Annotated in this window: 25 protein-coding genes; 16 read left to right on the top strand and 9 right to left on the bottom strand. The window is 67.5% G+C overall.

The genetic code is table 11. The features are described 5' to 3' along the window. Window positions 1–385: 385 nt before the first annotated feature. Window positions 386–541 (bottom strand): helix-turn-helix domain-containing protein, encoded by a 156-nt coding sequence (locus ACFV2X_RS52665; protein WP_385630763.1) that lies wholly within the window; start codon window positions 539–541, stop codon window positions 386–388. A gap of 111 nt (window positions 542–652) precedes the next feature. Between ACFV2X_RS52665 and ACFV2X_RS52660 the strand changes: the two genes are divergently transcribed. Then, the gene (locus ACFV2X_RS52660; RefSeq protein ID WP_385630761.1) at window positions 653–1,300 is read left to right on the top strand and encodes a tyrosine-type recombinase/integrase; all 648 of its coding nucleotides are present in this window, start codon (window positions 653–655) and stop codon (window positions 1,298–1,300) included. Between the two features lie 396 nt (window positions 1,301–1,696). Here the strand turns inward: ACFV2X_RS52660 and ACFV2X_RS52655 are convergent, their stop codons facing one another. Further along, window positions 1,697–1,861, bottom strand: coding sequence for a hypothetical protein (locus ACFV2X_RS52655; RefSeq protein ID WP_385630758.1), 165 nt, complete (start codon window positions 1,859–1,861; stop codon window positions 1,697–1,699). A gap of 83 nt (window positions 1,862–1,944) precedes the next feature. Here ACFV2X_RS52655 and ACFV2X_RS52650 point away from each other — a divergent pair, with 83 nt between their 5' ends. From ACFV2X_RS52650 to ACFV2X_RS52630, 5 genes are all read left to right on the top strand, one after another. Further along, window positions 1,945–2,778 (top strand): alpha/beta fold hydrolase, encoded by an 834-nt coding sequence (locus ACFV2X_RS52650; RefSeq protein WP_385630756.1) that lies wholly within the window; start codon window positions 1,945–1,947, stop codon window positions 2,776–2,778. Between the two features lie 19 nt (window positions 2,779–2,797). Beyond that, the gene (locus tag ACFV2X_RS52645; RefSeq protein WP_385630754.1) at window positions 2,798–3,703 is read left to right on the top strand and encodes an alpha/beta fold hydrolase; all 906 of its coding nucleotides are present in this window, start codon (window positions 2,798–2,800) and stop codon (window positions 3,701–3,703) included. Further along, window positions 3,700–5,292: an FAD-dependent oxidoreductase gene (locus tag ACFV2X_RS52640; protein WP_385630753.1), complete on the top strand. Its 1,593-nt coding sequence runs from the start codon at window positions 3,700–3,702 to the stop codon at window positions 5,290–5,292. The genes ACFV2X_RS52645 and ACFV2X_RS52640 overlap by 4 nt, the downstream gene beginning before the upstream one ends. After that, the gene (locus ACFV2X_RS52635; protein ID WP_385630751.1) at window positions 5,289–6,614 is read left to right on the top strand and encodes an amidohydrolase family protein; all 1,326 of its coding nucleotides are present in this window, start codon (window positions 5,289–5,291) and stop codon (window positions 6,612–6,614) included. The genes ACFV2X_RS52640 and ACFV2X_RS52635 overlap by 4 nt, the downstream gene beginning before the upstream one ends. A 142-nt stretch (window positions 6,615–6,756) precedes the next feature. Then, entirely contained in the window at window positions 6,757–7,299 is a 543-nt protein-coding gene (locus tag ACFV2X_RS52630) for a TetR/AcrR family transcriptional regulator C-terminal domain-containing protein (RefSeq protein WP_385630749.1), read from the top strand. 23 nt (window positions 7,300–7,322) lie between these two features. Here the strand turns inward: ACFV2X_RS52630 and ACFV2X_RS52625 are convergent, their stop codons facing one another. Beyond that, window positions 7,323–8,501 carry a DUF3500 domain-containing protein gene (locus ACFV2X_RS52625; protein ID WP_385630746.1) on the bottom strand — a complete coding sequence of 393 codons (1,179 nt, stop codon included), beginning with the start codon at window positions 8,499–8,501 and terminating at the stop codon, window positions 7,323–7,325. After that, a complete protein-coding gene (locus ACFV2X_RS52620) occupies window positions 8,491–9,594 on the bottom strand; it encodes a zinc-binding dehydrogenase (RefSeq protein ID WP_385630744.1) in 1,104 nt (367 codons plus the stop codon). Before ACFV2X_RS52620 ends, ACFV2X_RS52625 begins: the two co-directional genes overlap by 11 nt. A 222-nt stretch (window positions 9,595–9,816) precedes the next feature. On the opposite strand from ACFV2X_RS52620, the gene ACFV2X_RS52615 reads away from it, so the two are divergent. From ACFV2X_RS52615 to ACFV2X_RS52600, 4 genes are all read left to right on the top strand, one after another. Continuing rightward, entirely contained in the window at window positions 9,817–10,602 is a 786-nt protein-coding gene (locus ACFV2X_RS52615) for an SDR family oxidoreductase (RefSeq protein WP_385630742.1), read from the top strand. A gap of 32 nt (window positions 10,603–10,634) precedes the next feature. Further along, window positions 10,635–11,570, top strand: coding sequence for a dihydrodipicolinate synthase family protein (locus ACFV2X_RS52610; RefSeq protein ID WP_385630739.1), 936 nt, complete (start codon window positions 10,635–10,637; stop codon window positions 11,568–11,570). Window positions 11,571–11,623: 53 nt separating this feature from the next. Beyond that, window positions 11,624–12,529 carry a LysR substrate-binding domain-containing protein gene (locus ACFV2X_RS52605; RefSeq protein WP_385630736.1) on the top strand — a complete coding sequence of 302 codons (906 nt, stop codon included), beginning with the start codon at window positions 11,624–11,626 and terminating at the stop codon, window positions 12,527–12,529. 65 nt (window positions 12,530–12,594) lie between these two features. Beyond that, window positions 12,595–14,265, top strand: coding sequence for a YhgE/Pip domain-containing protein (locus ACFV2X_RS52600; protein ID WP_385630733.1), 1,671 nt, complete (start codon window positions 12,595–12,597; stop codon window positions 14,263–14,265). Between the two features lie 265 nt (window positions 14,266–14,530). On the opposite strand, the gene ACFV2X_RS52595 is transcribed toward ACFV2X_RS52600, so the two are convergent. The 4 genes from ACFV2X_RS52595 to ACFV2X_RS52580 form a co-directional block, all read right to left on the bottom strand. Further along, window positions 14,531–15,154, bottom strand: coding sequence for a TetR/AcrR family transcriptional regulator (locus tag ACFV2X_RS52595; RefSeq protein WP_385630731.1), 624 nt, complete (start codon window positions 15,152–15,154; stop codon window positions 14,531–14,533). Between the two features lie 719 nt (window positions 15,155–15,873). Beyond that, the gene (locus ACFV2X_RS52590; RefSeq protein WP_385630729.1) at window positions 15,874–16,461 is read right to left on the bottom strand and encodes a TetR/AcrR family transcriptional regulator; all 588 of its coding nucleotides are present in this window, start codon (window positions 16,459–16,461) and stop codon (window positions 15,874–15,876) included. A 25-nt stretch (window positions 16,462–16,486) separates the two neighbouring features. Continuing rightward, window positions 16,487–16,990, bottom strand: coding sequence for a hypothetical protein (locus ACFV2X_RS52585; protein ID WP_385630727.1), 504 nt, complete (start codon window positions 16,988–16,990; stop codon window positions 16,487–16,489). A 2,259-nt stretch (window positions 16,991–19,249) separates the two neighbouring features. Next, complete coding sequence (locus ACFV2X_RS52580) at window positions 19,250–19,828, bottom strand: hypothetical protein (protein WP_385630725.1); 579 nt, start codon at window positions 19,826–19,828, stop codon at window positions 19,250–19,252. Window positions 19,829–19,855: 27 nt separating this feature from the next. On the opposite strand from ACFV2X_RS52580, the gene ACFV2X_RS52575 reads away from it, so the two are divergent. The 5 genes from ACFV2X_RS52575 (at window position 19,856) to ACFV2X_RS52555 (ending at window position 24,457) form a co-directional block, all read left to right on the top strand. Continuing rightward, window positions 19,856–20,218 (top strand): hypothetical protein, encoded by a 363-nt coding sequence (locus ACFV2X_RS52575; RefSeq protein WP_385630723.1) that lies wholly within the window; start codon window positions 19,856–19,858, stop codon window positions 20,216–20,218. Continuing rightward, entirely contained in the window at window positions 20,215–22,212 is a 1,998-nt protein-coding gene (locus ACFV2X_RS52570; RefSeq protein ID WP_385630720.1) for a hypothetical protein, read from the top strand. Before ACFV2X_RS52575 ends, ACFV2X_RS52570 begins: the two co-directional genes overlap by 4 nt. Next, a complete protein-coding gene (locus ACFV2X_RS52565; RefSeq protein ID WP_385630718.1) occupies window positions 22,209–23,297 on the top strand; it encodes a hypothetical protein in 1,089 nt (362 codons plus the stop codon). Before ACFV2X_RS52570 ends, ACFV2X_RS52565 begins: the two co-directional genes overlap by 4 nt. A 9-nt stretch (window positions 23,298–23,306) precedes the next feature. Beyond that, entirely contained in the window at window positions 23,307–23,756 is a 450-nt protein-coding gene (locus tag ACFV2X_RS52560) for a hypothetical protein (RefSeq protein ID WP_385630716.1), read from the top strand. 131 nt (window positions 23,757–23,887) lie between these two features. After that, a complete protein-coding gene (locus tag ACFV2X_RS52555; RefSeq protein WP_385630714.1) occupies window positions 23,888–24,457 on the top strand; it encodes a MarR family transcriptional regulator in 570 nt (189 codons plus the stop codon). On the opposite strand, the gene ACFV2X_RS52550 is transcribed toward ACFV2X_RS52555, so the two are convergent. Beyond that, window positions 24,437–24,856, bottom strand: a complete 420-nt coding sequence (locus ACFV2X_RS52550; RefSeq protein ID WP_385630711.1) for an STAS domain-containing protein — start codon at window positions 24,854–24,856, stop codon at window positions 24,437–24,439. The two genes, ACFV2X_RS52555 and ACFV2X_RS52550, sit on opposite strands and share 21 nt — an antisense overlap. A gap of 295 nt (window positions 24,857–25,151) precedes the next feature. On the opposite strand from ACFV2X_RS52550, the gene ACFV2X_RS52545 reads away from it, so the two are divergent. Next, on the top strand, window positions 25,152–26,426 hold the full coding sequence (locus ACFV2X_RS52545) for a cation:proton antiporter (protein WP_385630709.1): 1,275 nt from the start codon (window positions 25,152–25,154) through the stop codon (window positions 26,424–26,426). Window positions 26,427–26,583 lie beyond the last annotated feature (157 nt).

The following is a 26,583-nucleotide window of genomic DNA, read 5'->3' as shown; positions in this document are numbered from 1 at the left end:
CACCTTGTACAACAAGGACACGATCACGCAGGACATGATCCCAGCGAACTGACCGCACCTCGCTCACCTGCGGCGATGACTTCTCGAGCGGCACACCGTCATGCGGGCACGCGGTTGGAAGAAGATGGCGGACCCTCACGGCCGACGCAGCCGACTGCAGGACGGTACCTGCACACGCCGTCAGGCGATGGGCACGGATTGGGCGCCTCTGCGGGTCCACACGCACCGCCTGCTGGGATCCTCGGAGGAATCGACACCCAACAGCCCCTACGAGCCCACCGCACTCCATGGAAGATTGCGGACGTTCAATTTGCCTCTCCGGACTACTGAGACTCGGACTTGCCGGAATCCTCCCGGGCAATGTGGTTGACGAGTTCTCCCGGCTCTACATCGAGCCAGCAGCGATATCCAGAAGCGTCGGCACGCTGGGACTGCGCTGCCCGTGTTCGATATAGATGAGTCCACGGAAACTCAATCCGCTGCGCTCAGCGAGCTGTTCCAAGCTGTATCCCCGGCCCTCCCTGAGTCGTCGAATCTGCATCCCGAGGGACAGGAGTCGGGGATCTGGTGACGGTTCGCGTGCTGACACACAGCGACACCACCCGCGCCACTCCCACAAGGCCATGAACAGCTGTGCAAAACTGCCGAGCAGGTGGCCGCAGCCGCCCTGGCCATGCGGGCGATCGAGCCGCGCTACGAAATCCTGGTCTGGCTCGGCGCATGCGCAGGACTACGTGTCGGCGAAGCCCTGTGCCTGACACGGGTGTGCGTGGGCTGGCATGAGGATCTCCTCTACGTCCAAGAACAGCGTCAGCGCGGCAAGACCGCGCCTCTCAAGACGAAGGCCAGCTACGCGACCCTGCCTGTGGATCATTTCCTGATCGAGCAATTGGCGACCCATGTGGCTCACTTCAGCGAGCCGGAACCGGTCGCCCAGGACACAGCGCGCAAGCGACGGGCTCGGGGCCACGTCGAGCCCATCGACGAAGGGCTCATCGTGACAAACCGATACGGGCGGCCTGTTCAGGGCAGTGACTTCAACGAGAAGTGGCAACGGGTTGTCGCCCGGGCCGGTCTCCCTGACCGCGCCCGTTTCCACGATCTCAAGAGCTTCTACACGTCCAGGCTCGGCGGATCAGGTCAGCACGATCCGAAGACAGTCCAGTCCCTCTCGCGTCACGCTCGGTTCACCGAGACCTGGGACACCTATGCCCGCCCGCCGAGGATTGCAGAAGGTCTGACGGTGACCTCTTTCGGCCAGGCGTTCCACTCGATCCTGCGGCGGCCCAACGGCGGTTGAGTGTAGCGCGATCATCTCGTTTGCCGCGCGCCTGTGACACTGCGCCCCTTCCGGCACGGCCGAGCGGGCACACGGCCGGGGTGGGCTATAGCACTTGAGCCGCGTGGTGCATTACGTCGATACGATCGGCCCATTGTTGCGGCCGATGATCGCCGTGAGCCGCCTGGGGGGGGAGCCACCGTGTCCAACTGTATTCAGCCGGTACAGCCCGGCGATCCACGCCGGGTGGGGCCCTACCGTGTCGCGGTACGGCTGGATCTGGCGGTATAGGCACGGTGCATGCCGCCGTCACGGCCGCTGGCGAGCGTGTCGCCGTCAAGGTCGTGCATCCTGCGCAGGCCGCAGATGATGAGTTCCGTGCGCGCTTCCGGCGGGAAGTCCAGCTCTCCCGGCGGGTCAGCGGGCCGTACCCGAGCCCAGGCGCTCGACCAGGGCCCTCATCGACAGCGCCTCCGCTCCCTCCTCGTCGACGATCCGCAGCGCCATGGCGACGATCCGGTCCGGCCGGACCGGTGGACGACCGGCAGCGCGGCGCACCAACTGATCCATCTCCTCGCTCAAGAGCACCGTGGTCGTAACACGCGGGGGCCGCCTCCTGACACGACCTCTTGACACGCCCCCTTATCGGTAACAGTGTAGCCATTATGAGTACCTGGTCTGAGCCCCAGCCCGATTCCCGGTTCGTCGAGGTGGACGGCCTGCGGATGCACTACAAGCGTGCCGGGCAGGGCCCGGTACTCGTGCTGCTGCACGGCAGTGCCTCATCCCTGCAGCACTTCGACCGCGCGGCGGATCTGCTGTCGGATTCGTTCGATGTCATCCGCCCCGACCTGCCGGCGTTCGGACTGACGGGCCCACGCAAGGACCGCGACTACCGCGTCCCGGCGTACGCCGCGACGCTGGCGGGCTTCGTGGAGGCGCTGGGGGTGCCGCGCTACGCGGTGGGCGGCAATTCCCTGGGCGGCAACATCGCCTGGAACGTCGCGCTGGATCATCCGGAGCGGCTGACCGGCCTGGTGCTGGTCAATGCCACCGGCTACCCGGAGAAGACGGTGCCCGCGGGGATGCGCCTGGCCCGCAACCCGCTGGTGCGGCCCCTGCTGAGGCGGGTGATGCCGCGCGGGGCGATCGAGCGCAACCTGCGCGAGGCCGTCGGGCCGCATTCGCGGATCGTGGACGACGCCATGGTGGACCGCGCCCATCAGCTCATGAGCCGCCCCGGTAACCGCTCGGCCTTCGTCGACTTCTGCAACACCGACCAGCCGGACCGCAGCGCGCAGATCCCGCGCATCACGGTGCCCACGCTGGTGCTGCGCAGCGCGGGCATCGACGGCCAGCACTTCGCCCGAGACGTCCCAGGCGCCCAGGAGCTCGTCCACCCCCACGGCGGACATCTGCTGCCGGAGGAGGAACCGCAGTGGGTCGCGGACGCGATCGCGAAGTTCCTCGGCTCCTGGGCCGACACCCCCACGCACTGAGGGCAAGGAGGCCCGTTCCATGAAGTACTTCGTCGCCTCGGGCGAGGACCGCAAGCTCACCGCCGACTCGCGCAAGGCGCTGCGCGGCAGTTTCATCGAGCTGTCCGACGGCGTCACCCACTACGAGTTGACGGGGCCCGAGGACGGGGATGTGGTCCTGATGGCGGGCGGTCTGACCATCCCGCTGTTCTACTGGGACGGCCTTGTCAGCGAGCTGCACGCCCGCGGGCTGCGCACGCTGACTTGCAGCGCCTACGGCCGCGGTTACTCCGACCGGGTACAGGCGCGATACGACGAGACGCTGTTCACGCGGCAGTTGGCCGAGCTGACGGACCGGCTCGAGCTGACGGCACGGCCCCTGCACCTGGTCGGCACCTCCATGGGCGCGCTGGTCAGCATGACGTACGCCGCCCAGTACCGCTCGTCGGTGTCCACTCTCACCATCGTCGGACCCGCCGGTCTCGCGAAGCCGCGGTTGGCCTCCCCCGACCGGCTGCTGCGCAGCGATCTGCTGGCCGGAGTGGTCGCCCGCCGTCGCGGCCTTCAGCTGCTCCAGGGGCACCTCGGGCATAACGTCCGCGATCCCGAGCTCGGCGCGAAACTGACCGAGATGGTCCTCGACGCCTTCCGCTTCGAGGGCTCGCTGTATGCGGTCTTCGACACCCTGCAGCACCTGCCTGTCGCCGGCCGTGACGACCTCTTCCGGCGGACGGGAGCCCTGGGCATTCCGACACTGCTGCTGTGGGGCGACGAGGACAACGTCACGCCGTTGGCGCACTTCGACACGGCACGCGCCCTGCTGAAGCCTCAGAAACACCATGTAATTGACAAATGCGGGCATATGGCACCATTCGAACGGCCTCGCGGCGTCGCCGATCAGCTCGTCTCGTTCGTGTCCGCACACACCGAAAGGCTCGACTCATGACCAGCCCGCAGGCCATCGACGTACTCATCATCGGTGCCGGCCCCGCGGGCTCCGCCTTGGCGATCGACCTCGTACGCCGCGGACTCGACGTCCGGATCGTCGACAGGTCCCCCCACGCTTTCGACGGCTCGCGCGCCAAGGGCATCCAGCCCCGCAGCCTCGAAGTCCTCGAAGACCTCGGCGCTCTCGACGACGTGCTGGCCGGCGGCGACATCTATCCCAAGCTCGGGATCCATGCAGGGCCCATCGGTGTGCCGTGGAAGATGTTCCCCCACAAAGAGGCAACCCCGGACGTCCCGTACCCGAACACCTGGCTGATCCCGCAGTTCCGCACGGACCGCGCCCTGCACGCCCGGCTCAGTGAGCTCGGCCGCGAGGTCGAGTTCAGCAAGGAACTGACCGAGCTGACGCAGGACGAGGACACGGTGGTCGCCAAGGTGGTGGGCGCGGACGGGGTCGAGGAGATCGTCGCCCGCTATGCCGTGGGGGCCGACGGCGGTTCCAGTGCGGTGCGCAAGCAGCTCGACATCGGTTTTGTCGGGACGACGGACGAGTCCGACCGCGTGCTGATCGTGGATGCCTCCGTAAGTGGCCTGGCCCGCAACCGGTGGCACATGTGGCCCGGCCTCGGCGGCAAGCTCATCGGCGCCTGCCCGATCCCCCACAGCGACATGTTCCAGTGGATGATCCGGCTCACGCCCGACGAGAAGCCGCCCCAGGAGATCGGCGCCATCATCGACCGGATCCACTCACACACCCGCAACCGGCACATCCAGCTGCACGAGATCCACTGGAAATCCGTGTTCCGGCCCAACATCCGTCTCGCGCAGCACTACGGCCGCGGACGTGTCTTCCTCGTCGGCGACGCCGCGCACGTCCACACCCCGGCCGGTGCCCAGGGCTTGAACACCGGTATGCAGGACGGCTACAACCTCGGCTGGAAGCTCGGCCAGGTCCTCGCCGGAGCCGACCCCGCCCTGCTGGACACCTACGAGGCCGAGCGGCAGCCGATCGCCGCCGGGGTCCTGGGACTGTCCACGGAGAAGTGGGGCGGCCTCGCCAAGCTCGCCCCCTCCAGCATGAAGCGCGGCAAGGACGAGCAGCAGCTCGCCCTGACCTACTACGGCGGCCCGCTCGCCCCCGCCGACAGCAGCGGCACCAGCACGCTGCACGTGGGCGACCGCGCCCCGGACGCCCGACTGCTCGGCGCCGACGGAGCCGAGACCCGCCTGTTCGACCTCTTCCAGGGACCGCACTTCACCGCCATCGCCTACGGCCCCGGCGCCGCCCATGACCTCGAACTCCTCGACTGGCCGACGACGGGCGCCCAGCTGAAGCGGCTCACTGTCGGATCGGCCGCGGGCGACGGCCTCGCCTTCTCCGACCCCGAGAACACGCTGCGGAGTGCCTACGGCCTGACCGGCGACATTCTGCTGCTGATCCGTCCCGACGGCTACATCGGGCACATCGCCACTCGGGATTTCCTCACCCCCACACAAGCCGCCGTGCGGGCAATGACGCCCCAGGTAAGGAGCCGCACCATGTCCCAGCAGAGCCGCACCTCCCTCGGTTCGGGGGCCACTGAATGAGCCGCATACTGCTGCGCGGGGCGCAGGTCATCACGATGACGCCGGACCGGCCGGACGCCGAGCGTGTCGACATCCTCGTCGACGGCGAGACCATCGCCGCCGTCGGCGAAACCGTCGAGGCGCCCGATGCCGAGGTCGTCGACTTCTCCGGCCGCATCGTCATCCCCGGCTTGGTCAACGCCCATCTGCACACCTGGCAGACCGCGCTGCGCTCCGCGGGCGCCGACTGGACGTTGATGGAGTACCTCACCCACCTGCACGGGGAGTGCGTCGGTCAGTACACCCCGGCCGACATGCACATCAGCAATCTCGCCGGCGCCCTGAACCAGCTCAACTGCGGTACCACCACCCTCGGCGACTGGTGTCACAACGCCCTGTCGCCCGAGCACGCCGACGCGGCCGTCGAGGGACTGGTCCAGGCCGGGATCCGCGCGGTCTTCCTGCACGGCACGCCCTACCGCGCGCCGGACACACCCCACCCGCTCGCCGAGATCGACCGGTTGCTCGACGGCCCCGTCCGCGACTACGGCCTCCTCACCCTGGGCATGGCCCTCCAGGGGCCGCAATACTCCTCCGCCGAGACCGCAGTGGCCGACTTCCGAGCCGGCGCGGAACGCGGCCTCGTGGTCTCGATGCACCAGAGCGGCGGCGAACCCTCGCCCGGCTGGGAAGCCGTGCGCAACGCCGGGCTGTTCAGCCCCCTGACCAACGTCGTGCACGGAGCCGACCTGCCCGAGGACTGGCTGAAGGCGCTGGTCGAGGCGGGCGTCACCTTCACCACCACCCCGGAGAACGAACTGGGCCAGGGTCACGGCACACCCATCACCGGATCCCTGCTGAGCCTGGACGCGGCACCCTCCCTGGGCACCGACATCGACACCGCCGTACCCGGCACGGTCCTCACCGCCGCCCGGATCGCTCTGGCCCATCAGCGCAGCCTGGACCACGCCCACCACCGGCAGACGACCAGCATGTACGCCAACACACCGTCTGTCACCAGCAAACAGGCACTTGCCTGGGCCACGGTCGAAGGAGCGAAGGCACTGGGCCTGGCAGACAAGGTGGGCCGGATCGAGGCGGGCATGCAGGCCGACCTGGTCGCCGTCGACGCCCGGGCGCTCAACCTGTGGCCGGCGCACGACCCGGTCGCCACGGTCCTGCACGCCGACATCGCCAACATCGAAGCCGTGATGGTCGCCGGCACCTGGCGCAAACGCGATCACGCCCTGCTCGCGTCCGGCCTCGACGAGGTCAAGGACCAGCTACGCGAGTCCGGAGAGCGGCTGCTGCGCAGCATCAGGCCCGCGGGCTCTCCCGGCTGACATACCGCAACTTCCCCCACCACGCATGAACCGCGCGCCGACGCGCACGACACCCCGTCCTCGTCGGCGCGATGGTCACGCGCCCTCAGAGCCGCACACCGCGGCCTCGTTCCTACAGCAAGAGAGTGCCGTGAGCAGTCCCATGCCGACTACCGCGGGGATGCCCCGCGACGCCCTGCACCAGGAGCAGATCATCCAGGCGGCCATCGCCCTTCTGGACGAGGGCGGCATCGAGAGTCTGACCATGCGAAGACTCGGCAGCCGTCTCGGCATCACGGCGGCGGCACTCTACTGGCACATCAAAAGCCGACACGATCTGCTCCTGCTGGCCGCTGACGCCGTCTGGGGGCGGACACCCCTCCCCGCGCTCGACGGCCTCGCATGGCGTCCGGCCCTCCTGGCCATGGCCGACAACCTGCGTTCGATGCTTCTCAGGCACCCCTGGCTGCTGGCCGCCATGACCATCCAGCCTCTCGACGGCCCGGCCAGAAACCGCCATGACGAGCACCTGCTCGCGGTCTGCGAGGCGTCCGGCCTCAGCAGGCGGGATGCCGAGCAAGCCGCCCGGAGCGTCGTCACGTTCGCGATCGGCGCCGCCCTCGCAGACACCCCTCGCCCCTATGTGTCCTTCGGACTGCAGTCGCTTCTCGACGGCGTCGAAGCCAGGCTTGCCGCCCGTACCTGAGTACGGCGCTCCCCGAGTAGGCCCTACTCGTGTGCGATGTGTGCGCGGTGTTCGGCGAGTACGTCCAGTCCGAAGTCGGAGGTCAGGTCGCGCCACACCGAGTGGGCGTGGTTGGCGTACCGCTGTGTGTTGTCGTACTCGATGAGGACGCGAGGGTCTTGTACCCGGTAGTAGTGGGGTTCCCCGGCGTCCGTGCTGCCCGCCCAGCCGAAATGCACCGCGTCGAGGACGGTGTCAGAGCCGTAGTGGGTGTCGTAGGCGTCTGCGAGGAACTCGGGTGCCCGTCCGGTGTAGAGGGTGACGAGCCGGCGCAACAGGTGCCGCTGCTCGTTGTTCAGGTCGCGACCGCTGATGCCTTTGGGGGGAATCGTGATGGCCACGCGCGCGTGATCGTTCTCGGTGTATCCGCTGCCCGCTTCCGCCCGGCGGTCGATGTCGTTGACGAGCCGGTACAGCTCAGGGTCGGCGAACCGGCCGCGCCACAGGTCCTGCATGTGCATCATCGTGTCGCCGTGTTCGACGCGTGGGCGGTTGCCGGAGACGATGTCCGAGACTGCGGACGGGTGGAGCAGGGCGCTTTGGAGTTGGCCCGTGTCCAGACTGCGGACCAGTTGACGGGCCGTCTCCTCAGGGCCTTGCAAGGGCCGCAGGGTGCCTCCGATCAGCTCGGTCGTGGCCGGGTCGGCACCGATGAAGCAGGGGGTCGTGGAGACGAGCCGGCCGGCGACGACGAGGTTGTTCAGGGAGATGTGGTGGCCGCCGAACCGCCACGCCCAGACACGGTCGCCGGGGCGGCCGAAGATCCTCAGCCAGTACAGGCCGGGGTCCCGCCCGCGCTGCCGGCCCCAGTGGACCCGCCACCCTTCCAGCTGGTCCAGGACGTTCTCCAGTCCCATCACGGTGGTGACCGTGGCGTAGCCCGGGATGGACAGTCCGGTCGCCACCAGCCGCATGGCCAGGCTCTGTTGGCGGGCGTTCTGGTCTCGGATGGCGAGCCCGCCGTGTTCGGTGGGGGTGTAGAACCAGCGCTGCCTCTCGGCCTCCGCATCCGGGTGGAGTGGGGACTTGTAGGCGGCGAGCGGGAGTTGGTCCTCACTCAGGCTGTTCAGCCAGGCGGTGGCAGCATCGGCCATGGCGGCCGCTGCCTTCTCCCGCCCGGCTGCCAGGGCGTCGGGCACGGTGCCCTCTCGGTCACCGGTCACTGGTGGACTCCGGGTCCTCGGAGATGTCAAGCATGACCTTGATGGCGTTGCCCCGGCGCTCGGCGTAGGTGTCGAACGCCTCGGCGACGTCGGGCAGCCCGAAATGGTGGGTGACCAGTTCCGCGGTGCGCAGCCGACCCCGGGCGGCCAGGCCCACGGCGCGGGCCACCGAACCCGTGCCCTCGCCACGGACCGTCTGGATCGAGATGCCGTTCATCACGGCGTGGTTGAGGTCGGCCTGTACGGGCTCTTCGAAGAAGCCGACGAGGACGACCTTCCCGGACCGCTTGGCCATGCGCAGTGCGTCGTCCACCGCGCTCGGGGCGCCGGAGCACTCCAGGACGATGTCGGCGCCGATCCCGTCTGTCGCCTCCCGAACCGCCGCTACGGCGTCCTCCTCACGGGAGTTGACGACCAGGTCCGCGCCGAAGGACTTGCCGATGGTGAGCCTGGCTTCCCGCGTGCCGGCCAGGGCTACGGTCCTGGCCCCGAGCTCACGTGCGACCTGTACCGCGAGCAGACCTATCGGTCCGGGACCGATCACAGCGACCGTAGATCCGACGAGCAGGGTGTCGAGCACGTCGAAGGCGTGCATCACGGTGCCCACGGTGGTGAGGACGACCGCGGCGTCGAAGTCCACGGTGTCCGGCAACCGATGGAGGGTCGCCACGTGGTTGAGCGCGTACTCCGCGAAGCCCCCGTTGACGGTCATCCCCTGCACGCGGTGCCCGGTGTGCCGCAGGCCGTAGTTGAGGCAGTCCGTGTAGGCCCCGGCCAGGCAGTTGGCGCAGCGCATGCAGCCGCGGTGGGCTTCCGTCACCACCCGGTCGCCGACCCGGAGCTCGTCCACGGCGCTGCCCACCGCGGCGACGACGCCGGCGTACTCGTGGCCGGGTACGAACTCGCCCGCGGCCGGGCCGCCGTCCTTGAAGAAGTGCCGACTGCGGATCTTCAAGTCCGTTCCGCACAGGGACGCCCTGCGGACGTGTACCAGAACGTCTTCCGGTCCCACCTGCGGCACGGGCAGCGTCGCGACGGCGAGGGCGCCGGGCTCACCCAGCACCGCGGCCTGCATGGTTTCCGGAAAGGACATAGGGGCCTCCAGTTACGGCCATGAACATGCGTCGGGAATTGACGGGCCGAAACGGCCCTGTTCCCCACCTCATCTTGCACGCCGGCAACGCCTATTCCCTCTTCGCGGCGCATAGGCATCCCTTATGCATGTCGCGAGAGATTCCTATTGGAGACCGATCACGACCTCATGGCAGTGTCATTTGGAAACGACGAACGGGGCCACCGCCCAAGGAGCGAAGCTGTGGATCTGGGAATTTCGGGCAAGACCGCGCTCGTGCTGGGCGGAGGTGGGGGCCTCGGCGGCGCGATCGCCCAGGCTCTCGCCGCGGAAGGGGCCGCTGTCGCCGTCGCGGACATCAGCCCGCAGGCCGCCGAGCGCACCGCCGAGGCGGTGGCCGACGCGGGCGGGAAAGCCGTGCCCCTGGAATGGGACCTCGCGGACCTGGGCGCGATCGACCCACACATCGCGGCAGTCGAAGGGGCGCTCGGTCCGGTGAACATCCTGGTCAACAACACGGGAGGGCCGCCGCCCTCGCCGGTTGCGGGGCAGGACCCTGAACTCTGGCTGCAGCACTTCCAGTCCATGGTGCTGTCCGTCATCGCGATCACGGACAGGGTCGTGCCGCTGATGCGGAGCCGCGGCTGGGGCAGGATCATCACCAGCACCAGCTCGGGGGTGATCGCCCCCATCCCCAACCTGGGGCTGTCGAACGCCTTGCGGGGCAGCCTGCTCGGCTGGTCCAAGACGCTGGCCCGGGAAGTCGCGGCCGAGGGTGTCACCTGCAACGTGGTCGTTCCGGGACGGATCGGCACCCAGCGGACCAAGTTCCTCGACCAGGCCAAGGCCGACCGGGAGGGCAAGTCCGTCGCGGAGACGTCCGCCGAGAGCGTCGCGTCGATCCCTGTGGGCCGCTACGGCGAACCGCGGGAATACGCCGCCGCCGTCGCCTTCCTCGCAAGCGCCCAGGCCTCTTACATCACAGGCTCGGTCATTCGCGTCGACGGCGGACTCATCGCCAGCCTCTGAAAAAGACATCGGAATTCTGAGGAGGCAGAACAATGGCACCCCTGGACCGCAACATCAATGGCGTTTTCGCCATCGCACCAACGCCCTTCGACGAGGAAGGCGCAATCGATTTCGACTCACTCAGCCGACTCGTCGACTTCTACAAAGACGCCGACGTCACCGGACTGACCCTCCTGGGTCAGATGGGCGAAGCACCCAAGCTGTCCCACGAGGAAAGCGTGCGCATCGTCCAGCACGTCATCAACCGCACCGATCTGCCGATCATCGTGGGCGTCTCCGGCTCCGGCTACGCCGCCATGCGGGCTCTCACGGTCGACGTCATATCAGCCGGCGCCCACGGCGTCATGATCGCCCCGCCGAACACGCTGCGTACCGACGACCAGATCGTGAACTACTACGAGGGAGCGGCGGGCGCCATCGGCGCGGACGTGCCGTTCGTGATCCAGGACTATCCGCTGTCGTTCTCCGTCGTCATGTCCCCTGCCGTCATCGCCCGCATCGCGAACGCCGCGCCAGGTTGCGTGATGCTCAAGCACGAGGACTGGCCGGGCTTGGAGAAGATCAGCGCACTCCGGCAACTCGAAGCCGATGGAGCGATGCCCCGCCTGTCGATCCTGTGCGGAAACGGCGGCCTCTTCCTGGACTTCGAGACCGAACGCGGAGCCGACGGAGCGATGACGGGCTACTGCGTTCCCGAACTCCTCGTCGACGTGGTGCGCCACACCACGGCCGGCGACCGTGACGCCGCCCATGACGTCTTCGACGCCCACCTGCCCCTCCTGCGCTACGAACAGCAACCGGGCATCGGCCTGGCCGTGCGCAAGTACGTCATGAAGCGCCGCGGAATCCTGGCCTCCGACACCCAGCGCAAGCCCGGGGCCGTGCTCTCGGCGCGTGCCCGCACCGAGGTCGACTACTTGCTGTCCCGGCTCACCCGCAAGGACAGCAGGGTCGCACTCATGGCATGACGCACAGGTGACACCCCTCAGCACAGCAGTACGGCACCACGTAACTTGATCACATGCAGCTACGTCAGCTGGAGTACTTCCTCGCGGTCTGGGAGGCGGGCTCCTTCAGCGGAGCGGCTGCGCGGCTCTATGTCACGCAGCCTTCGCTGTCCCAGCAGATCGGGGCCCTGGAGAAGGAGCTGGGCGCGGTCCTGCTGGAGCGCGGCCGGCAAGGGGTGACGCTGACTCCCGCGGGCCGTGTCTTTCTGCCCCGTGCGCAGGACGTCGTCCGTGCGGTTCAGGAAGCGCAGGACTCGGTGCGCGAGGTGGTGGAGGGCCGTCAGGGCGACGTCCACGTCCTGACCGTACGGTCCGTCGCCTCGGGGATCCTGCCGCCGTCCGCAGCGCGCTGGCACTCGACGTACCCCTCCACCGTGCTGAGACTGCACGACTACTCCCACCGTCGGGACCTCGAAGAGGCCATGCGCAGTGGCCAGGGCGACATCGCGGTCGGTCCACGGCCCGACCCGTGGGAGGGGCCCGTCATCTCCCTGGGATATGAGGAGATGGTGGTGGCCGGCTCGGCCGAATACCCGGCGGGGGCAGCGGCTGACCCGGCCGAACTGGCCGCTGCCGACTGGGTGCTCTACGAGCAGGAACAGGGCATGAGCGAGGTGGTGGACCGCCTGGCAGGGCACCTCGGGTTCACGCCGCGCGCCGTCGCCCGCACGGGCCAGGTCTCCGCAGCGCTCCTGTTCGCGATCGAGGGGATCGGTGTGACGGTGACTCCGGAGAACGCGGTGCCGCTGCGCTGGTCGAGGCACGCCCGGCGAATCGGGCCCGGCTATTTCCGGGAGCTGGTGGTGTTCAGCAGAAAGCTCCCCTCTCAACTGGCCGAGCGGTACCGGGACATGCTCACCTCTTTGGAGCTGCCGCTCACTGCTGAACGGGATCTGCCCGAAGGGGCACTCCGCTTCTAGCGGCATGATGCCCAACTGCGCTCGCCGCACAGGAAAGGCCCCTGCTGACGCGGGAGCCGGGAGTCGTGGAACGTCTGGCTGCCGCGCACGGCACATGCAACGAACGGCACGCCGTGACCGTCGTCATGATGGCCAAGGCGCCGATGATGAGCGTGCCAGTTCACGGCCACGTCGCGATCACACCGCTCAAGGCCTGGAGAACCACAGCATCCCGCTCTAAGCCCTCAGGCCGTCCGGCGCCGGCCGCACCGATGAGCGCCATGTGGTCCTCGACACGAGCAGTCACAGCCACCTGCATCCGCCACTGCCTGGACGGTGCCCTGGCCGAACCCGTGCCGGGGACCTTTGTATTTGACTTTACGCAGCACGGTTACCATCCTGGTCACCTAGTAACCGAAATGGTCGCCCAAAGGGATGTGCGCACCATGACGAACGACGACGAGCCCGCAGGAAGCAGGCTGGGGCCGCGGTTGTGGCTGACCCCGGCGGTCATCGTCACCGTGGTCATGGCTGCCCTGGCAGCGTTGTATCTGGGGTCCACGGTCAACTCCGCCAAAGACCTCAACGGCTTTCCCGTAGCGGTCGTCAACGCCGATACCGGAGCCACCAGCCCATCGGGGCAGCGCATCGACGTCGGCGAGCAGATCTCCGACAGCCTGCGCAAGGGGGTCGATGACGACAAGTTCGATCTACGCTTCGTCAGCCTCGCCGCAGCGAAGGAGGACATGAGCAAGGGGAAGCTCTACGGCACAATCGTTCTGCCCTCGGACCTGAGCAAGAAGCTGGTGGCTCTCACGGAGAGCGCGGCGACCGGTGGGGCCGCACAGCAGCCCGCGGTCACCGTGTACACCAATCCCCTCGCGAACACTTCCAGCGTGTCCGTCGTCAATTCCTTCGCTTCTCAGGCGCTGGCCGAGGCGAACCAGATTGTGGGCAAGCAGCTGCTCGCCACTGCGACACAGGCCGGGGACAAGGCGGCATCCGGCAGCCAGTCCGTCACAGGAACGGCACGCATCGTTCTGTCCGAACCGATGCTGGTGCATGTCACGCCGTCCAAGGAGGTTCCCGACGGTACCGGCGGCGGCCTCTCGGCCTCCTACTACGCCCTCCTGCTGGCGCTGGCCGGGTTCACGGGGTCCATGATCGCCACCAGTCTCGTCGACTCCCAGCTCGGTTTCACTCCGTCGGAGATCGGTCCGCTCTACCGCATGGAAAGGCACTCGGGGCACAGCCGCCTGGCCACCCTTGCTTTGAAGTGGGGAATCATGACGGGTGTCGCGGTGCTCGTCAGCAGTGTCTATCTGGGGATCGCGGACTGGATCGGCATGCCGCTGGACCATCCATGGGAGCTGTGGCTGTTCAGCGTGCTGAGCATCTCGGCCGTCGCAGTGGTTGCTCAGGCGATTCTCGCCCTGCTGGGCAGTCTGGGCATGGTGGTCAACCTCTTCCTCTTCGTCGTGTTGTCGATCCCCAGCTCCGGGGGTACGACACCGCTGGAAGCCATGCCCCCCTTCGTCCGCTTCCTCAGCTCGTTCGAGCCCATGCACCAGATCTATCTGGGTACGCGCTCGATCCTGTACTTCGGAGCCACCTGGGATTCGGGGCTGACGCGTGCCGTGTTGGCCTCCGTGATCGCGCTTGTCCTCGGCCTCCTCGTCGGGGCTGCGGGTACTCGTGCCTACGACCTCAAGGGGCTGACCCGGAAGCACAGTGCCCCTGCCGCCGCCGCGCAGTGATGGACAGACTCCGCTGGGGATGTTCCGCAGCATCGCCATAGGCGCACCACGAGCGGCTGTTCAACTCGTCTGCCCCGGGCACTGCAGCGTTGAGTGCCCGGCGCAGACGGCCTTCCTCGCGCGGGCACCGGTGGGCCGGTTCGGCCGGCGCATTCGCCCTTGGCCGGGGCCAGCGGGTCGATCACGAGTCCCTGACAGCCTCGCTCCGTGCCGACCGAGATGACTCCGCAGGCGGGCGGCCTCAGGTTCGCATCGTCCTGCCTGGTCAGACGTCGTCGCGCAGCTGGGCGAGCCCGCTGAGAAGGAGTTCGAGTCCGAAGGAGAACTCGTCCTCGATCGGAACGGGCATCGACTCGGCGACGGTGATCGTTGCCGGGAACAAGGCTGGATCGACGCTCTGAAAGACGGCGGACAGTTGTGCGTCGTCGAGTTGCCCGCCGCCATGACCGTTGACCTGTATGGCGAATCCGAGGACGTAGCGGGAGAGGGTGGCAAAGGCGTGCGCGGCCAGTCGCGGCGGGAAGCCGCTGTCGAGCAGCGCCGCGACACAGTGCTCCCGCAGCGCCATGGCGTTCGGCCCCAGGGGAATCTCTTCGACCATCAGGCGCGCCGCGTTCCGGTGCCGGGCCAGGGCCTCGAACATGGTGTGCGCGACCGTCCGCAGCGCTTGCTGCCAGCCCATCGCGAGGAGTTCGCCGCCATTCAGTTCCACGGCGCCGAACATGCGGTCCACGACATGGGCGACCAGCGCTGCCCGGTTGTCGAAATGCCGGTACAGCGTCGCCGTGCCCGAGCCCAGGCGCTGGGCCAGCGTCCGCATCGAGAGAGCGTCGGCTCCTTCATCGTCCACGATCTGCAGTGCGGTGGAGACGATGCGCTCCAGCGGCACGGGCGGACGCCCCGGTCCCGGGCGCCGAGCCGATGCCGTGGTCGCTCGCATAGGACCAGCTGCTGCCACTGAACGTCCACCTCCTCGGCCAGCACCATAACAGCAACACCGTATCCAGTATGAAGATCGCCGGTTGGGCACGGAGCGGTGGCGCCCCCTTCGATCAGCCCATCGACGACCGCACGTCCGAGGTCGGCGACCGCTCCGATACCGTCCTGGACGTCGCCCAGATTGCCCGCTGGTCGGGTTGCCTCGGCAACAAAACCACCGTCGTCCCCGTCCCGGGCGCCCTCCACGACGTCCTGCTCTCCCGCCGCAAGCCACCGCGAACACGCCTACACCGTGATCGGCGACTGGCTGCACCGGTAGCAGCACCTGTCTGCCGCCGTGCCGCCTGCACGGGGACCTGCCGCCTCCTGATGCGCTGGCGCTGCCACAGAAAAAGAAGGGGGCATGGACGCTGGCCATTTGCGGTGTTCCTCTGTGGGCGCCCCGGCCAACCTCTTGAGGAAGGAGTCCTTCGAGCCGAGATCCTGAGCCGTCGTCACTGTCAGGCGGGTGCGGTCAGGTAGCCACGACGAGTGGCTCCTTGAGCCACGTCGGGCACCCTGCCCCGGCCGAACTGTACAAGTGACGCAGCATTGCCTCAGCCGGCGCTGCGCACTGGTCGCCGGGCCCGTTGTTCTGTACTGCAGCGCCATCTACCCCGTCGCAGTGCCTCAATCACCCACGCCGGCATCGCCGTTGCCCCTGTGGCCCAGCGCGCCAAGGCCCGCGGCAATCACCACATCGGTGCGCTCGGTCCACCTGGCCTCACGGTTCGCCATCATCGTGACGGTCACAGCACCGATCGCGGACACCACTCGCACATGCCGTTCCTCATCAGTCCAGACATCGGGATCGAAGGCTTCCATCAACATGCGCTGCGCCCCGGAGAGGCGCTGCATGATCTCGGGTTCTCGCGTCAGCCAGAAGGCGCCGGCCATGAGCGCACCAGTCCCCGGCCACTCCTCGATCAGCTCGACCAGCGCACCGAGCAGGGCGGCGTCCCGCTCGAGCCCGACCGGGAGGCCCTCACCCGCAGCCGCCACTCGTGCGGCATGTTCCTCCGCGCGAGCGACCACGGCGTCCTGGATCCGCTCCTTCGAGCCGAAGCGCTTCAGCACAGCCGCCTTGGAGTAGCCGGCACCGTCAGCGATCGCCTGCACGGGGCCCTGAGCGAACCCGTGCCGCGCAAAGACGAAGGCCGCCACGTCGATCAGGGCACGATCGATCTCCTCGCTGGTGGGCCTCACGGTTGACTTCATGACCAAAGGTTACCGTTTCGGTCAGCTAGTGACCGAAACGGCAACACCGCCCTCGTCCACCATCACGATCCCCATCGGGGATGCCACGGACCAGGACGATCTCAAGTACGCGATCCAAGCGAGCCACACAGTCATCTCCGCACCCGAGAAGCGAGCTGACGACACCGGAGAAGAGGACCACGAAGCCGACCAGCACTGTCGTGACGACGGCGAGCCAGGTCAGCCGCGCCACCAGCGCCACCAGGCAGATCAGCACGGCCCACGCCACAGCGAGCCCTGCCTGCGCCCGCAGCCGCTTCACCATCGAACCGCTGAAGTCGACCAGCAGCAGCATGGAGAACGAACCGAACGCGGCGAAGCTCGCCATCGTCGACGAGTGGAACACCTCACTGCACAGCGCGAACAGCGCCGGCATCACGATCGCGGTTCGCCCCGCCCGCCGCGTCGCCGCCAGACCCGGATCCCGCTCACGCCACCACGTCGCCCAGCGTGCGGCGGGTGACGTCCGCCCTGCCGTCTGCGCGGCCATGCTCACCTCCCGCCGCCGTGATCACGGCTGGCCACAACGTTCCACGTCACACCTTCCTATGCGGACACCGAACGGACCTGCGCAACTGCATGCCTGTTGGGCCGCTCACGCCCCGCCCGATCCAGGTGTTCGTAGCCAACGACCCGACCTGCCTCACCCGTCTTCGAACTTGGTCTGTCCATCCCGAGGGGGCCTGTCGCTGGCGAGGTTCGACAACAGCATTCCTCGCCAAGATCCGTTACCTCTCCGTCAATCGCATCGCCGATCCGGGGCGGGAGACCGTCGAGTACCTGGTGACGCCGACGCTGGAGGTGCGTGGCTCGACCGGGCCCCGCCAGTGCCTTGACCGCGGCATCGAGCGACAGGACACAAGAAAAGTCCGCCCGCCGAAACCACATCTGAGCCACCACTGCCGAATGCGGATAGCGCCGCCCAGGCCGCGCAGCACACGGGTCGAATCAGTCCCATTCAGAGTACACCTCGGGCGATACTTCGAGTACGTCCGAGGCTCCCCCACATCGCTGCCCACAGGTTTCCGTTTGCACTTACACCAACAAGCGCGCGATATGCCCTTCCTGTCCGCCGATGGATTGGACGAGACGGAAGGGCCTGAAATCGACCCGGATTCGACCCCAACGGGTTGCTTGGTTTAAAGGAATGGCCTCTGACCTGCGGAAATAAAGAGCCGCAGACGAGTCGGGCTGTACGCCGGGTTCAGTCCGAACCGGAGTCCATCCGGAGCGCTCAGCCGACGGGAACGTGATGCCCACCGCATCGATCGGTCCGCACCGATCCACAGCTCATTGCGGAGCAACTAAGCCAAGACGGGGCGCTGGTGCAGTTCACAGTGTCGAGCGTCCGTCATATCGGGCGTGCTCCAGCAGCGAATCATCCTAGGCGCGATCACGGTGGGCATCGCCGTCGGTGTCCTGCCCACGGCCGTGCTCGTGTGCGCTCGGATGGTGGGCCGGTGGCCAACAACTATCCGGCCACGAGCACCAGTTCCAGGCCAGAGCTGGCGTTGGCGGTGTGGGATGGGAAGCAGGCACGGAGTCCACCCCGAGCCGAACCGCGCGGCAGATGGCGAATGGCGAGCCGCCGTTCCTTGATTGACTCCCGTCGAGGACCGACCCTACAGCCAGGACGGTGGGCAACCGAGCCCGCCCCGGATGTCATGGGTTGTGACCCATCACCATCCCGTGCACTTGCGACCAGGCAGACGTCACCGAGGACGTGGCCAGTTACGCGGAACACGCCTTCGGCGTGGGGGCTTTCCTGGGCCACTTCGACCTGACAGCCGCTGAGTTTGCTCGCCCGACATATCCGCGCCTGTCGGGACCGACAGCCGTCAGCCCATGCTTGGCACACAATTTCCGCGCCGAGACGCCCAGTCGACCGTCTCGCCACTGCGCCGCAGAGCCGGATACGGCGCTCACGCCCTGGGAGTGCCCCATCTGCACGCGGACGCCAAGGGGCTTTGCCCCGCCTTGACCCGGCAGGCAACCCGCGACCCGGACACCCGAGCCCCGGCTGCCTGCAGAAACGGGCCGACCGAGGCCCTCAGCCCACACCTTCCCCCCTGTCGCATGGGGAGCACGACACCGCGCTCCCACCCCGAAAGGGGGTCGAGAGCCGACAAGGGGTTCTTACGCCTCTCGATGCAGAGAGCATCCGAATCGATCGGGTGACCCCGGGGGCCTGCGGTTGACGACGGCGCACGCGGGCGCGGTACGGCGCTGTAGGTCTACCTGATCGAGTGACGGACGAATCGGGCACCGTTGACACGTCCGCGAGTTGGGAGCACGAGAGCTCCCAGAGCGCTCCCACTTGCTCCCAGCCCGGACATGGTCAAGGCCGCCTCCGCTACCCGCGGAAACGGCCTCCGACCTGCGATGATGCTGGTCGGGACGACAGGATTTGAACCTGCGACCCCTTGACCCCCAGCTCAAATGCGTCTGAGCGGCGTGCTCCAGTCCGTTGGTCGAGGTCACGGTCAAGCGAAATCAGCCGAGTAAAGGAGTCCGCGCTTTTCGGCCCCTGCACTTCTGGCTGATTGAGAGTTGACAGCCTGACCATGCAGCACATACGTCCAGTTTACGCTTGCTGCGCCCATCAAGGACAGGCCCGCCGCGCCAGCGCGCGAGCTCACACCGACAACTGCGGGCCGACCTGGCAGCTCAATCCCCCTCACCGCGGTACGCACGAGGAGATCCGGCGACACGCGAGCACCGTCTCCCGAACCTCAGGAAATGAGGACGATCAGTCTCCGCTGTAGAGGCGGTCCAGGTCGACGAGTTGGACAGTGGGATCTCGACGGGCGAGATCGCGCAGGTCACTGGTGAAGCCGGCGCCGCTGAAGCACAGCAGCCGGGTCCGCTCAGCGTGCACACCGCCCCGGGCGCGCAGCAGGGCGCGGATACGGTCCAGGCGTTGCAGGTGGCCCAGACCCATGGTCTCGTTCCACTTGGCCTCGCCGATGGTCAGCAGGACCTCGCGGCCGTCCTCGTCACGGCCGAAGGTTGCCAGGTCGACTTCGTGACTCGTCTTGGCGGCCGGGTCCGGGACGGTGCCGGATTCCACGCGGGTGCGCTGTCCGCCGAGGGTGTCGGGGCTGGCGTACCAGCGGGTCCAGGTGCGGCAGAGCTGTTCGAAGTGGGGGCCGATGACTTTGCTGCGGAACGTGGCCTGCGAGCGCTCCCATACGGCGGCTGCCTGGCCGGGACGCTCCAGGTCGCTCCACTCCGGGCGCATGAGCGCGTGGTAGAAGGTCAGGATGGGTTCGACGATGCGGTAGGCGGAGCGTTTGCCGTGGAAGGCGTCCGGCTCTCGGACGATCATGCCGGTGTCTTCCAGCACTGTCAGCGCGTGGCTGAGGTCCGTGGACTTGCGCTCCAGGAAGCCGCGGCCGAGATGGTCTCGGGACTGTGCGACCTGACCCAAGCCGGCAAGACGTCACCCGCGTCGGACACCGTAACCAACTCGATCGGGGACGTGAGCGGAACAGCCGTACAGAGCCGTGACTTCACCGGAGATGTCGGCGGCACCATCGTGAAGGACCCTCATGGCACTGTCCACACGGGCAGCGGTCACATCTACCAGAACTCCCGGCATGTGTCGGGCGACCGGCACATCTCGGGCGATGGGATGACGTACTTCGAAGGCGACAACCACGGCAACATCCAGCATCGGTTCGGTGAGCCGGATCGAGGCGAGGACGATGGCCGGTGAACCAGCACAGCCGGACACGGGTAGAGAACCCGCAGGGTTTCACGCACACGGGCCCCGGCAACATCTACGTCAACGTCGGCACCCAACTACAGGACTCGGACAAGCCGGCCTTCCGGCGGGTCGCCGAAGATCAGCTTTGCTGGCTGCGACGCGTGTTGGTCGACCCCTTCAACATGGGCAAGGCCCGCGCCACACTCGCCGGCACCGGCACCGTCATTCTGGACGGCGCCCCGGGCAGCGGCCGAAGCTCTGCGGCCCGCGTACTCCTGCGCGAATACCACCGGGACAGCGGCGTCTTCCACGTACTTCTGCCCGGCGAGGAAGACGAACTGTCCCTCCACGACCCCGCTCTGGTCGAAACCGGTGACCAGTTGCTGCTGGACCTGTCCGCCGCCGACGACCGCCAGTGGTCCGCGGCACGGGCCGACCTCCCCGCCCTCCGCAAGGCCGTCCACGAACAGCACGCACATCTTGTCGTCGTCATGCCGCACGGCGGTACCCTCGACCCCGACCTCCAGCACTACCGGGTAGGAATCCGGCGACCTCCCGGCCTGCACGTTCTCAGGCGGCACCTCCGCATGCACGGCCTGCCGTACGAGGAGTACATCCAGCCCGACGTCACGGTCACCGAGTTTCTGCCCGAGCAGAGGCCGATGCGGGAGATCGCGGACTTCGCCGACCTGGTGCGCCGCGCTCGCGAGACCGCTCGACCGGGCGAAGGGTTCGCACAGTGGTGCGCGACAGCCAAGAGAGCACGGAACGACCGGCGGAAGGAAGTCGCCGCACTCGTCGCCGGATTACGCGAGGCTCCTCAGCGGGCACTGCTGATTGCTGTCTCCATGCTCCATGGGACGCACGCCGACGTTATCCACCGGGCGGCCCAGCTTCTGCTGCGCACTCTCGACCCCTCGTCAGAAAGTGTCCCGCTGCTCCAGCACAAGGACCTCGCTGAACGGTTCGCGGAGATCTCAGCCGATACCGGGCCGGACGGACACGTGCGGTTCACGGATCTGGATTACGACTCCGCCGTCCGCGCACATTTCTGGGACCACATGCCTGACCTGCGGCCGCACCTCGGCACGTGGGCCGCGAGCGTCGTGGAGCTGAACGATCCGCACGTCGTCCCTGCCCTTCGTGATGGTTTGGTGGCGCGTATGGCCGGTCAGTATCTGCGGACCGGGCGCGGGGACGGTCTGGCCTCTCTCGCCGAACGATGGAGTTCCGAGGAAGCGAGCAGGGCACAGCTGGAGGCCGCCGTCCATGCGCTCACCTGTGGTCTTGATGATCCGGATCACGGCAGAGAGTTCCGCGAAAGGATCTATCAGTGGTGTGCTTACCGGCGTCTCAGGGGAGAGTTCGCACAGGTACTCGTTCAGATCTGCGCCGATGTCCTTGCTGCCAGCCATCCGGATCAGGCCCTGCTCAGGCTGTACTACCTGGCCCGGCGTGAGCGCGACACCACGCGTGCCCTGCATGCGCTGTGCGACCTGGTAGCCAGCAGCCGCCGACTGCGCCGAAGGCTGCTCGACCGCCTCGCACGATCCGACCTCTCGCCGCCCGACCTCGGCATCTTCCTGCGCACCTGCGATCCGGTACCGCTGACAGACTCATCCGACACCTCACGAGCGCTGGTGGAGGAGAACGGGGTACAACGCTCCCTGACCACCTGCTGGCATGCGGTACTGGCCAAGTTACCGCGAGCCATATGGCAGCCACGCGCGGAACGCTGGCTCCACCGGGCGGCCGACGACACCGGACACCACGGTGAGCTTCTACTCGACCTCCTCGTCAGCGCGGCCGAGCGGTGCGAGGAAAGGCGGGGTGAGGTCTTCGCCGCGCTGTACGCCAGCGCCCGCGAAGCCGAGCGCACTGCTCCGGGAGGCCCCGCTCGCGCCGTCGCAACCACAGAACTGCTACTCCACAAGATCAGCGCGGCCCAGGGCCTCGGCCCAGCCACCCCGCCGCTGGCATCACCCAGGGGGACTCAACCGTGACGACCGCGCAAAAGACGACAACCGTCTTCTTCACCATCTTATGCGGCCTACTGCTGACCATCGTCGGCCTGACACAACGGTGGTCCACGTGGACATGGCCGACGCTGGCCGTGCTCCTCCTCATTGTCCCCGCAGCGGCCTTCCGGATCGCTTCGCTGCGCCGCGGCTCCATGCCGGTCAGCTTCGAAGAACAGCGCACGGCCTCACCCGTGGAACGCACGGAATATCACGTCAGCCAAGTGGCACTGCCCAGCCTCTGGGACGACTACAATTTCGTCCTCTCGGCGACTGTACGGTGGTATCTCGTCGAAACACCTGAAAACGCCCCCGTCCTCAATCCGGCAGGACTCGCCGTCGAGGCAGTCCTGAACCGCGCCCGCGCCATCACCGAAAAACGGGAGCCGAGCCAAGCCTCACTCGTTCAGCACGAGCTCAGCGGTGCCCTGAGTCGTATGTGCCCGGACCCCACGGGACACCTCCAGGCGATGGCGGAAAACATCAACCTCACGTTGCTCGAGCAAGACCAGGAACGCTTGGACCGACTCGCCAAAGTACGCAAGGACAAGGCGGTCTGGGAACACCAACGCAAGTACGAGCAGAGCAAGCGCCAGTACCTGGGGGAGGACGTGCTGAAGGACACCGGCAGCGCGGTGGTCTGGTGGCTCACCAAGAACGAGGAGCACGTGGAAAAGACGGTGGCAGACCTCGCCCTGCTCGCGCAACTCACGTCCGCAGCCAATGACACCGACATCCCCGAGCGACTTCAGAACCTCCTACAGCAGCCCAGCGAGCTCCCCGCTCCGGAATTCCTGGAGGCGGACCCCGCTCCGACTCCACAGGAACGGACGGCTGCGGATCATCTCTCGGGCTTCTTCGACACCATGGGCTTTCGGGAGGGCGATGTTCGGCGGGCGATGCTGGCCAAGCAGATCTCCGACATCATCAAGCAGCAGAACTGCCACGAGACAGCGGAGGACCTGCTACACCGCTTCGACCCGCCGACGACCTTCACGCCGAATAACGGCGAGGAGCCGAATTCCGACACTGACGCGCCCGATGAGACGTCCAGGGCCCCACTCACCTAGGAGAAGACGATGGACAACGAGTTGGCCGCTCTCGCAGCGTCGGGAGCAACCACACTGGTTTCCCTCATGGTCACCGACTCCTGGGCGCACGCCCGTGAACTTGTCGGACGGTTCTTAGCACATACCGGTTCGAACACCGCCGCAATCGCCGACCTGGACGACGCAAGGACCCGGCTGCTCACTACCGACGCTACAGAGGACGAGCGGGTCACCTCCGATGTCAGAGCGCAGTGGCGTGCCCACCTACAACAGCTCGTCGAAGCCGGGCCTATCACCAGCGACGACCTGCGCGTCCTAGTCACCTCGCTGCAGCGATTCGCCACCACCTCAGCGACGCGCGGGGGCACCGTGTACAACGACATCAACGGCGGCGTTCAGCACGGTCCCGTCATCCAATCAGGCCGAATCAGCGGGCTCACCTTCCACCTCCAGCAACCGCCAGCCCCCAACCCAGGCTGAGGCCGGGGCTCGCGCAAGGAGGGACTGCAAGACGTCCGACTCTGTCCCGTAATCGGTGGTCACGAAACGGAGACGGTGTCACCCTGTGCGACGCGGCCGAGAAGCTGGCCCTGACCTTGGCCCAGGGCGGAATGCAGAAGACCACGGCCCGGGTGATGACGGCGCTGCTCTACACCGAGCAGGACACCATGACCCCGGCCGATCTGTGCGCGCAGCTCTCCATCAGTTCCGGCGCGGTCTCCACCGCCATCAGGCAGCTCATCCCCATCGGGCTGGTCAAGCGCGTCCCAGCTCCCGGCAGCCGCCGCGACCACTACCGCTTCCGCGAAGGTGCCTGGGCCACCCTCATGTCCCAGCAGAACGCGATGCTGAACGTGATGCTCGACGCGGCCCAGGAGGGCATCGACACCGCGGGCAAGGACACTCCCACCGCCCGCCGCCTGCACGAGATGAGGGACTTTTACACCTACATGGCCCGCGAACTGCCCACGCAGATCGAGAACTGGCGCAAGCAGTCCAACGCTGATCAGCGGCCCGCGACAGCAGACCGCACAGCGCTGCGCGGCTCCAGCATGGCCACCCTGATGACTCAGGGCCGCAGCCCCCTGGCGGCGGTCGTGGAAGAGGGCAAGGCCACAGCGCGGCTCGGTGTGATCACCGCTTCTCACCTGTTGGAGCGGCTACTGAGCGCCGCCGCCTGAACCGGGCGGTCCGTTCCCTTCGTACAGCTCGAGGGCCCGCTCCAGCCCGAGCTGTTTGAGGGTGTGGAGGGGCTGCTGGCGGACATGAGTGGCGACCAGCCGGGTTCCCTGCCTCTGTGCCGCGCGCAGGGCCGCGAAAAGCGCCGCAGCTCCGTCGCTGCTGAGGCAGCGCACGTCCCGGAGATCGATCTCAAGGAGCGCAGGCCGCGAGCTCAGGACCTTCTGCAGGTGCTTCCCGACACGCTCGCTGTTCGCACCGGTGATCTCTCCGCGGAGCTGGACGATGGCATGGCCCGCGGTAGCGCTCCTGCGGCGTCGGAACGAGTTCAGCAGCCTGCTGCCCGGCCCAAGGATTCCCTGGCGCTCGTCGGGGTTCGGGGCTGGAGACGAGTGTGGCATCCGGAAGCTCCCGGGCAGTAGGCGACGAACCGCCGACCAGACTTCCCGGCACACCTGAAGTTCAGGCTAGGCCCATCCCTCTCCTCCCGCGATGCGGACACGGCCGTACTGGGCTGATCGGTGTGTCGGGCCGGGGAAGGGTGTTTGCCGGGGTCCGGCAATGTTCGCTCCGGTCCGGTGCGTGTTAGTGATCTGTCAAAGACACATCAAGGAAGGGTAAGGTTCTTCTCGGTGTGCCGGGAAGCCTGGTCGGCGAACAAGGGATCAATCTCTTTGCTGATCGGGGGCGTAATCCATGGTGCTCATCGCTGTCTTCGGTGTCGCACTTCTCATTGCGGTGCTGGTCTCGGGCCTGGCGGCCCGCTCCGTACTCTCCACGTCCTTGCTCTTTCTCGTTGCCGGTGCGCTCGTCAGTGACGGCTTCCTGGGTCTGATCCACATCACCGCCGACAGCCCGATCGTCGCGGTCACGGCGGACTTGGCGCTGTTCGCGGTGCTGTTCACGGACGGCATGCATGTGTCGTTCCCCGCCCTGCGCGGCGCCTGGCGGAACCCGGCGCGTGCCCTCGGGCTCGGCATGCCGCTGGCGTTTGTCGGGATGGCGCTGATCACCCACTTCCTGGCCGGGCTGGACTGGACCACGTCGTTCCTGGTCGGGGCGGTGCTGGCGCCGACCGACCCGGTCTTCGCCTCGGCGATCGTGGGCCGCAAGGAGGTTCCGGCGCGGCTGCGGCAGCTGCTGAACGTGGAGAGCGGGATCAACGACGGGCTGGCGCTGCCCGTGGTCCTGGTGCTGATCGCTGCGGCCGGCCCCACCTCGGGGGCCGCGGAGGCGTCGCTGTCGAAGATCGCGGCCGAGTTGGCCGGCGGGTTGGCGCTGGGTGTCGTGCTGCCGCTGGTGGTGAACGGGCTCGTACGGTTCCGGCTGCTGGGAGCCGAGCCGAAGCTCCAGCCGCTGCTGCCGCTGGCGACCGGAGTGATCCTCTACGCCACCTGCCATCTCACCCATGCCAACCCCTACCTGGCGGCCTTCTCCGCGGGCGCGGTGTTCGCCTCGGTGTCGCCGGAGTCCAAACACGCCTTCGAGCCATTGGGCGAGGCGCTGGCGGAGCTGAGCAAGTTCGCGGCCCTGTTGGTGTTCGGCGCGCTGCTGACGCCGCAGCTGTTCGGTGACCTGTCCGTCGGCGGGTACGTGACCGTCGTCCTGGCGATCGTCCTGATCCGTCCGGCGTCGCTGCTCATCTCGCTGATCGGCACTCACTTCGACCGGAGGGAGAAGCTGGCGGCGGCCTGGTTCGGGCCGAAGGGCTTCGCTTCCGTGGTGTACGGGTTGCTGGTGCTGCAGTCCGGCATCCCGCAGGGCGAGGAGGCCTACACCCTGATCGCGGTGTGCATCGCGTTCTCCATCGCCGCCCACAGCAGTACGGATGTGCCGGTCGCCCGTCTCTTCGACGTCGAGGATCTCGTCGGGATACCGGATGACGATGAGGGTGAGGAGAAGGCGACGCGGGCCGCCGGGGCCACGCCGTCGAAGATCCGGATGGAGGAGGACGCGGATGCGCGCACGTGATCTGGTGGTGGAGTACCCGTCGGTGAAGTTGGACAGCGATGCGCTGGACGCGGCGCGGTTGTTGGCCGAGCAGCGGCTGCCCGGGGTGCTGGTGATGGACGACGACGGGGAGCCGTACGCCCTGCTGCCCGCGTCCGCGCTGGTCAAGCTGCTGGTC

This window comes from Streptomyces sp. NPDC059679 (assembly GCF_042734105.1).
GTDB lineage: Bacteria > Actinomycetota > Actinomycetes > Streptomycetales > Streptomycetaceae > Streptomyces.
Note: the sequence above shows the minus strand (reverse complement) of the source record. Positions and strands in the feature narration are given on the sequence as shown.

Coding starts and splice junctions, on each gene's coding strand:
- ACFV2X_RS52590 (WP_385630729.1), bottom strand. CDS start 16,461: ATGAAGTCAACCGTGAGGCCCACCAGCGAGGAGATCGATCGTGCCCTG.
- ACFV2X_RS52620 (WP_385630744.1), bottom strand. CDS start 9,594: ATGTCCTTTCCGGAAACCATGCAGGCCGCGGTGCTGGGTGAGCCCGGC.
- ACFV2X_RS52665 (WP_385630763.1), bottom strand. CDS start 541: ATGCAGATTCGACGACTCAGGGAGGGCCGGGGATACAGCTTGGAACAG.
- ACFV2X_RS52650 (WP_385630756.1), top strand. CDS start 1,945: ATGAGTACCTGGTCTGAGCCCCAGCCCGATTCCCGGTTCGTCGAGGTG.
- ACFV2X_RS52585 (WP_385630727.1), bottom strand. CDS start 16,990: ATGGCCGCGCAGACGGCAGGGCGGACGTCACCCGCCGCACGCTGGGCG.
- ACFV2X_RS52610 (WP_385630739.1), top strand. CDS start 10,635: ATGGCACCCCTGGACCGCAACATCAATGGCGTTTTCGCCATCGCACCA.
- ACFV2X_RS52560 (WP_385630716.1), top strand. CDS start 23,307: ATGGACAACGAGTTGGCCGCTCTCGCAGCGTCGGGAGCAACCACACTG.
- ACFV2X_RS52640 (WP_385630753.1), top strand. CDS start 3,700: ATGACCAGCCCGCAGGCCATCGACGTACTCATCATCGGTGCCGGCCCC.
- ACFV2X_RS52605 (WP_385630736.1), top strand. CDS start 11,624: ATGCAGCTACGTCAGCTGGAGTACTTCCTCGCGGTCTGGGAGGCGGGC.
- ACFV2X_RS52555 (WP_385630714.1), top strand. CDS start 23,888: ATGCAGAAGACCACGGCCCGGGTGATGACGGCGCTGCTCTACACCGAG.
- ACFV2X_RS52550 (WP_385630711.1), bottom strand. CDS start 24,856: ATGCCACACTCGTCTCCAGCCCCGAACCCCGACGAGCGCCAGGGAATC.
- ACFV2X_RS52635 (WP_385630751.1), top strand. CDS start 5,289: ATGAGCCGCATACTGCTGCGCGGGGCGCAGGTCATCACGATGACGCCG.
- ACFV2X_RS52645 (WP_385630754.1), top strand. CDS start 2,798: ATGAAGTACTTCGTCGCCTCGGGCGAGGACCGCAAGCTCACCGCCGAC.
- ACFV2X_RS52630 (WP_385630749.1), top strand. CDS start 6,757: ATGCCGACTACCGCGGGGATGCCCCGCGACGCCCTGCACCAGGAGCAG.
- ACFV2X_RS52545 (WP_385630709.1), top strand. CDS start 25,152: ATGGTGCTCATCGCTGTCTTCGGTGTCGCACTTCTCATTGCGGTGCTG.
- ACFV2X_RS52580 (WP_385630725.1), bottom strand. CDS start 19,828: ATGATCGTCCGAGAGCCGGACGCCTTCCACGGCAAACGCTCCGCCTAC.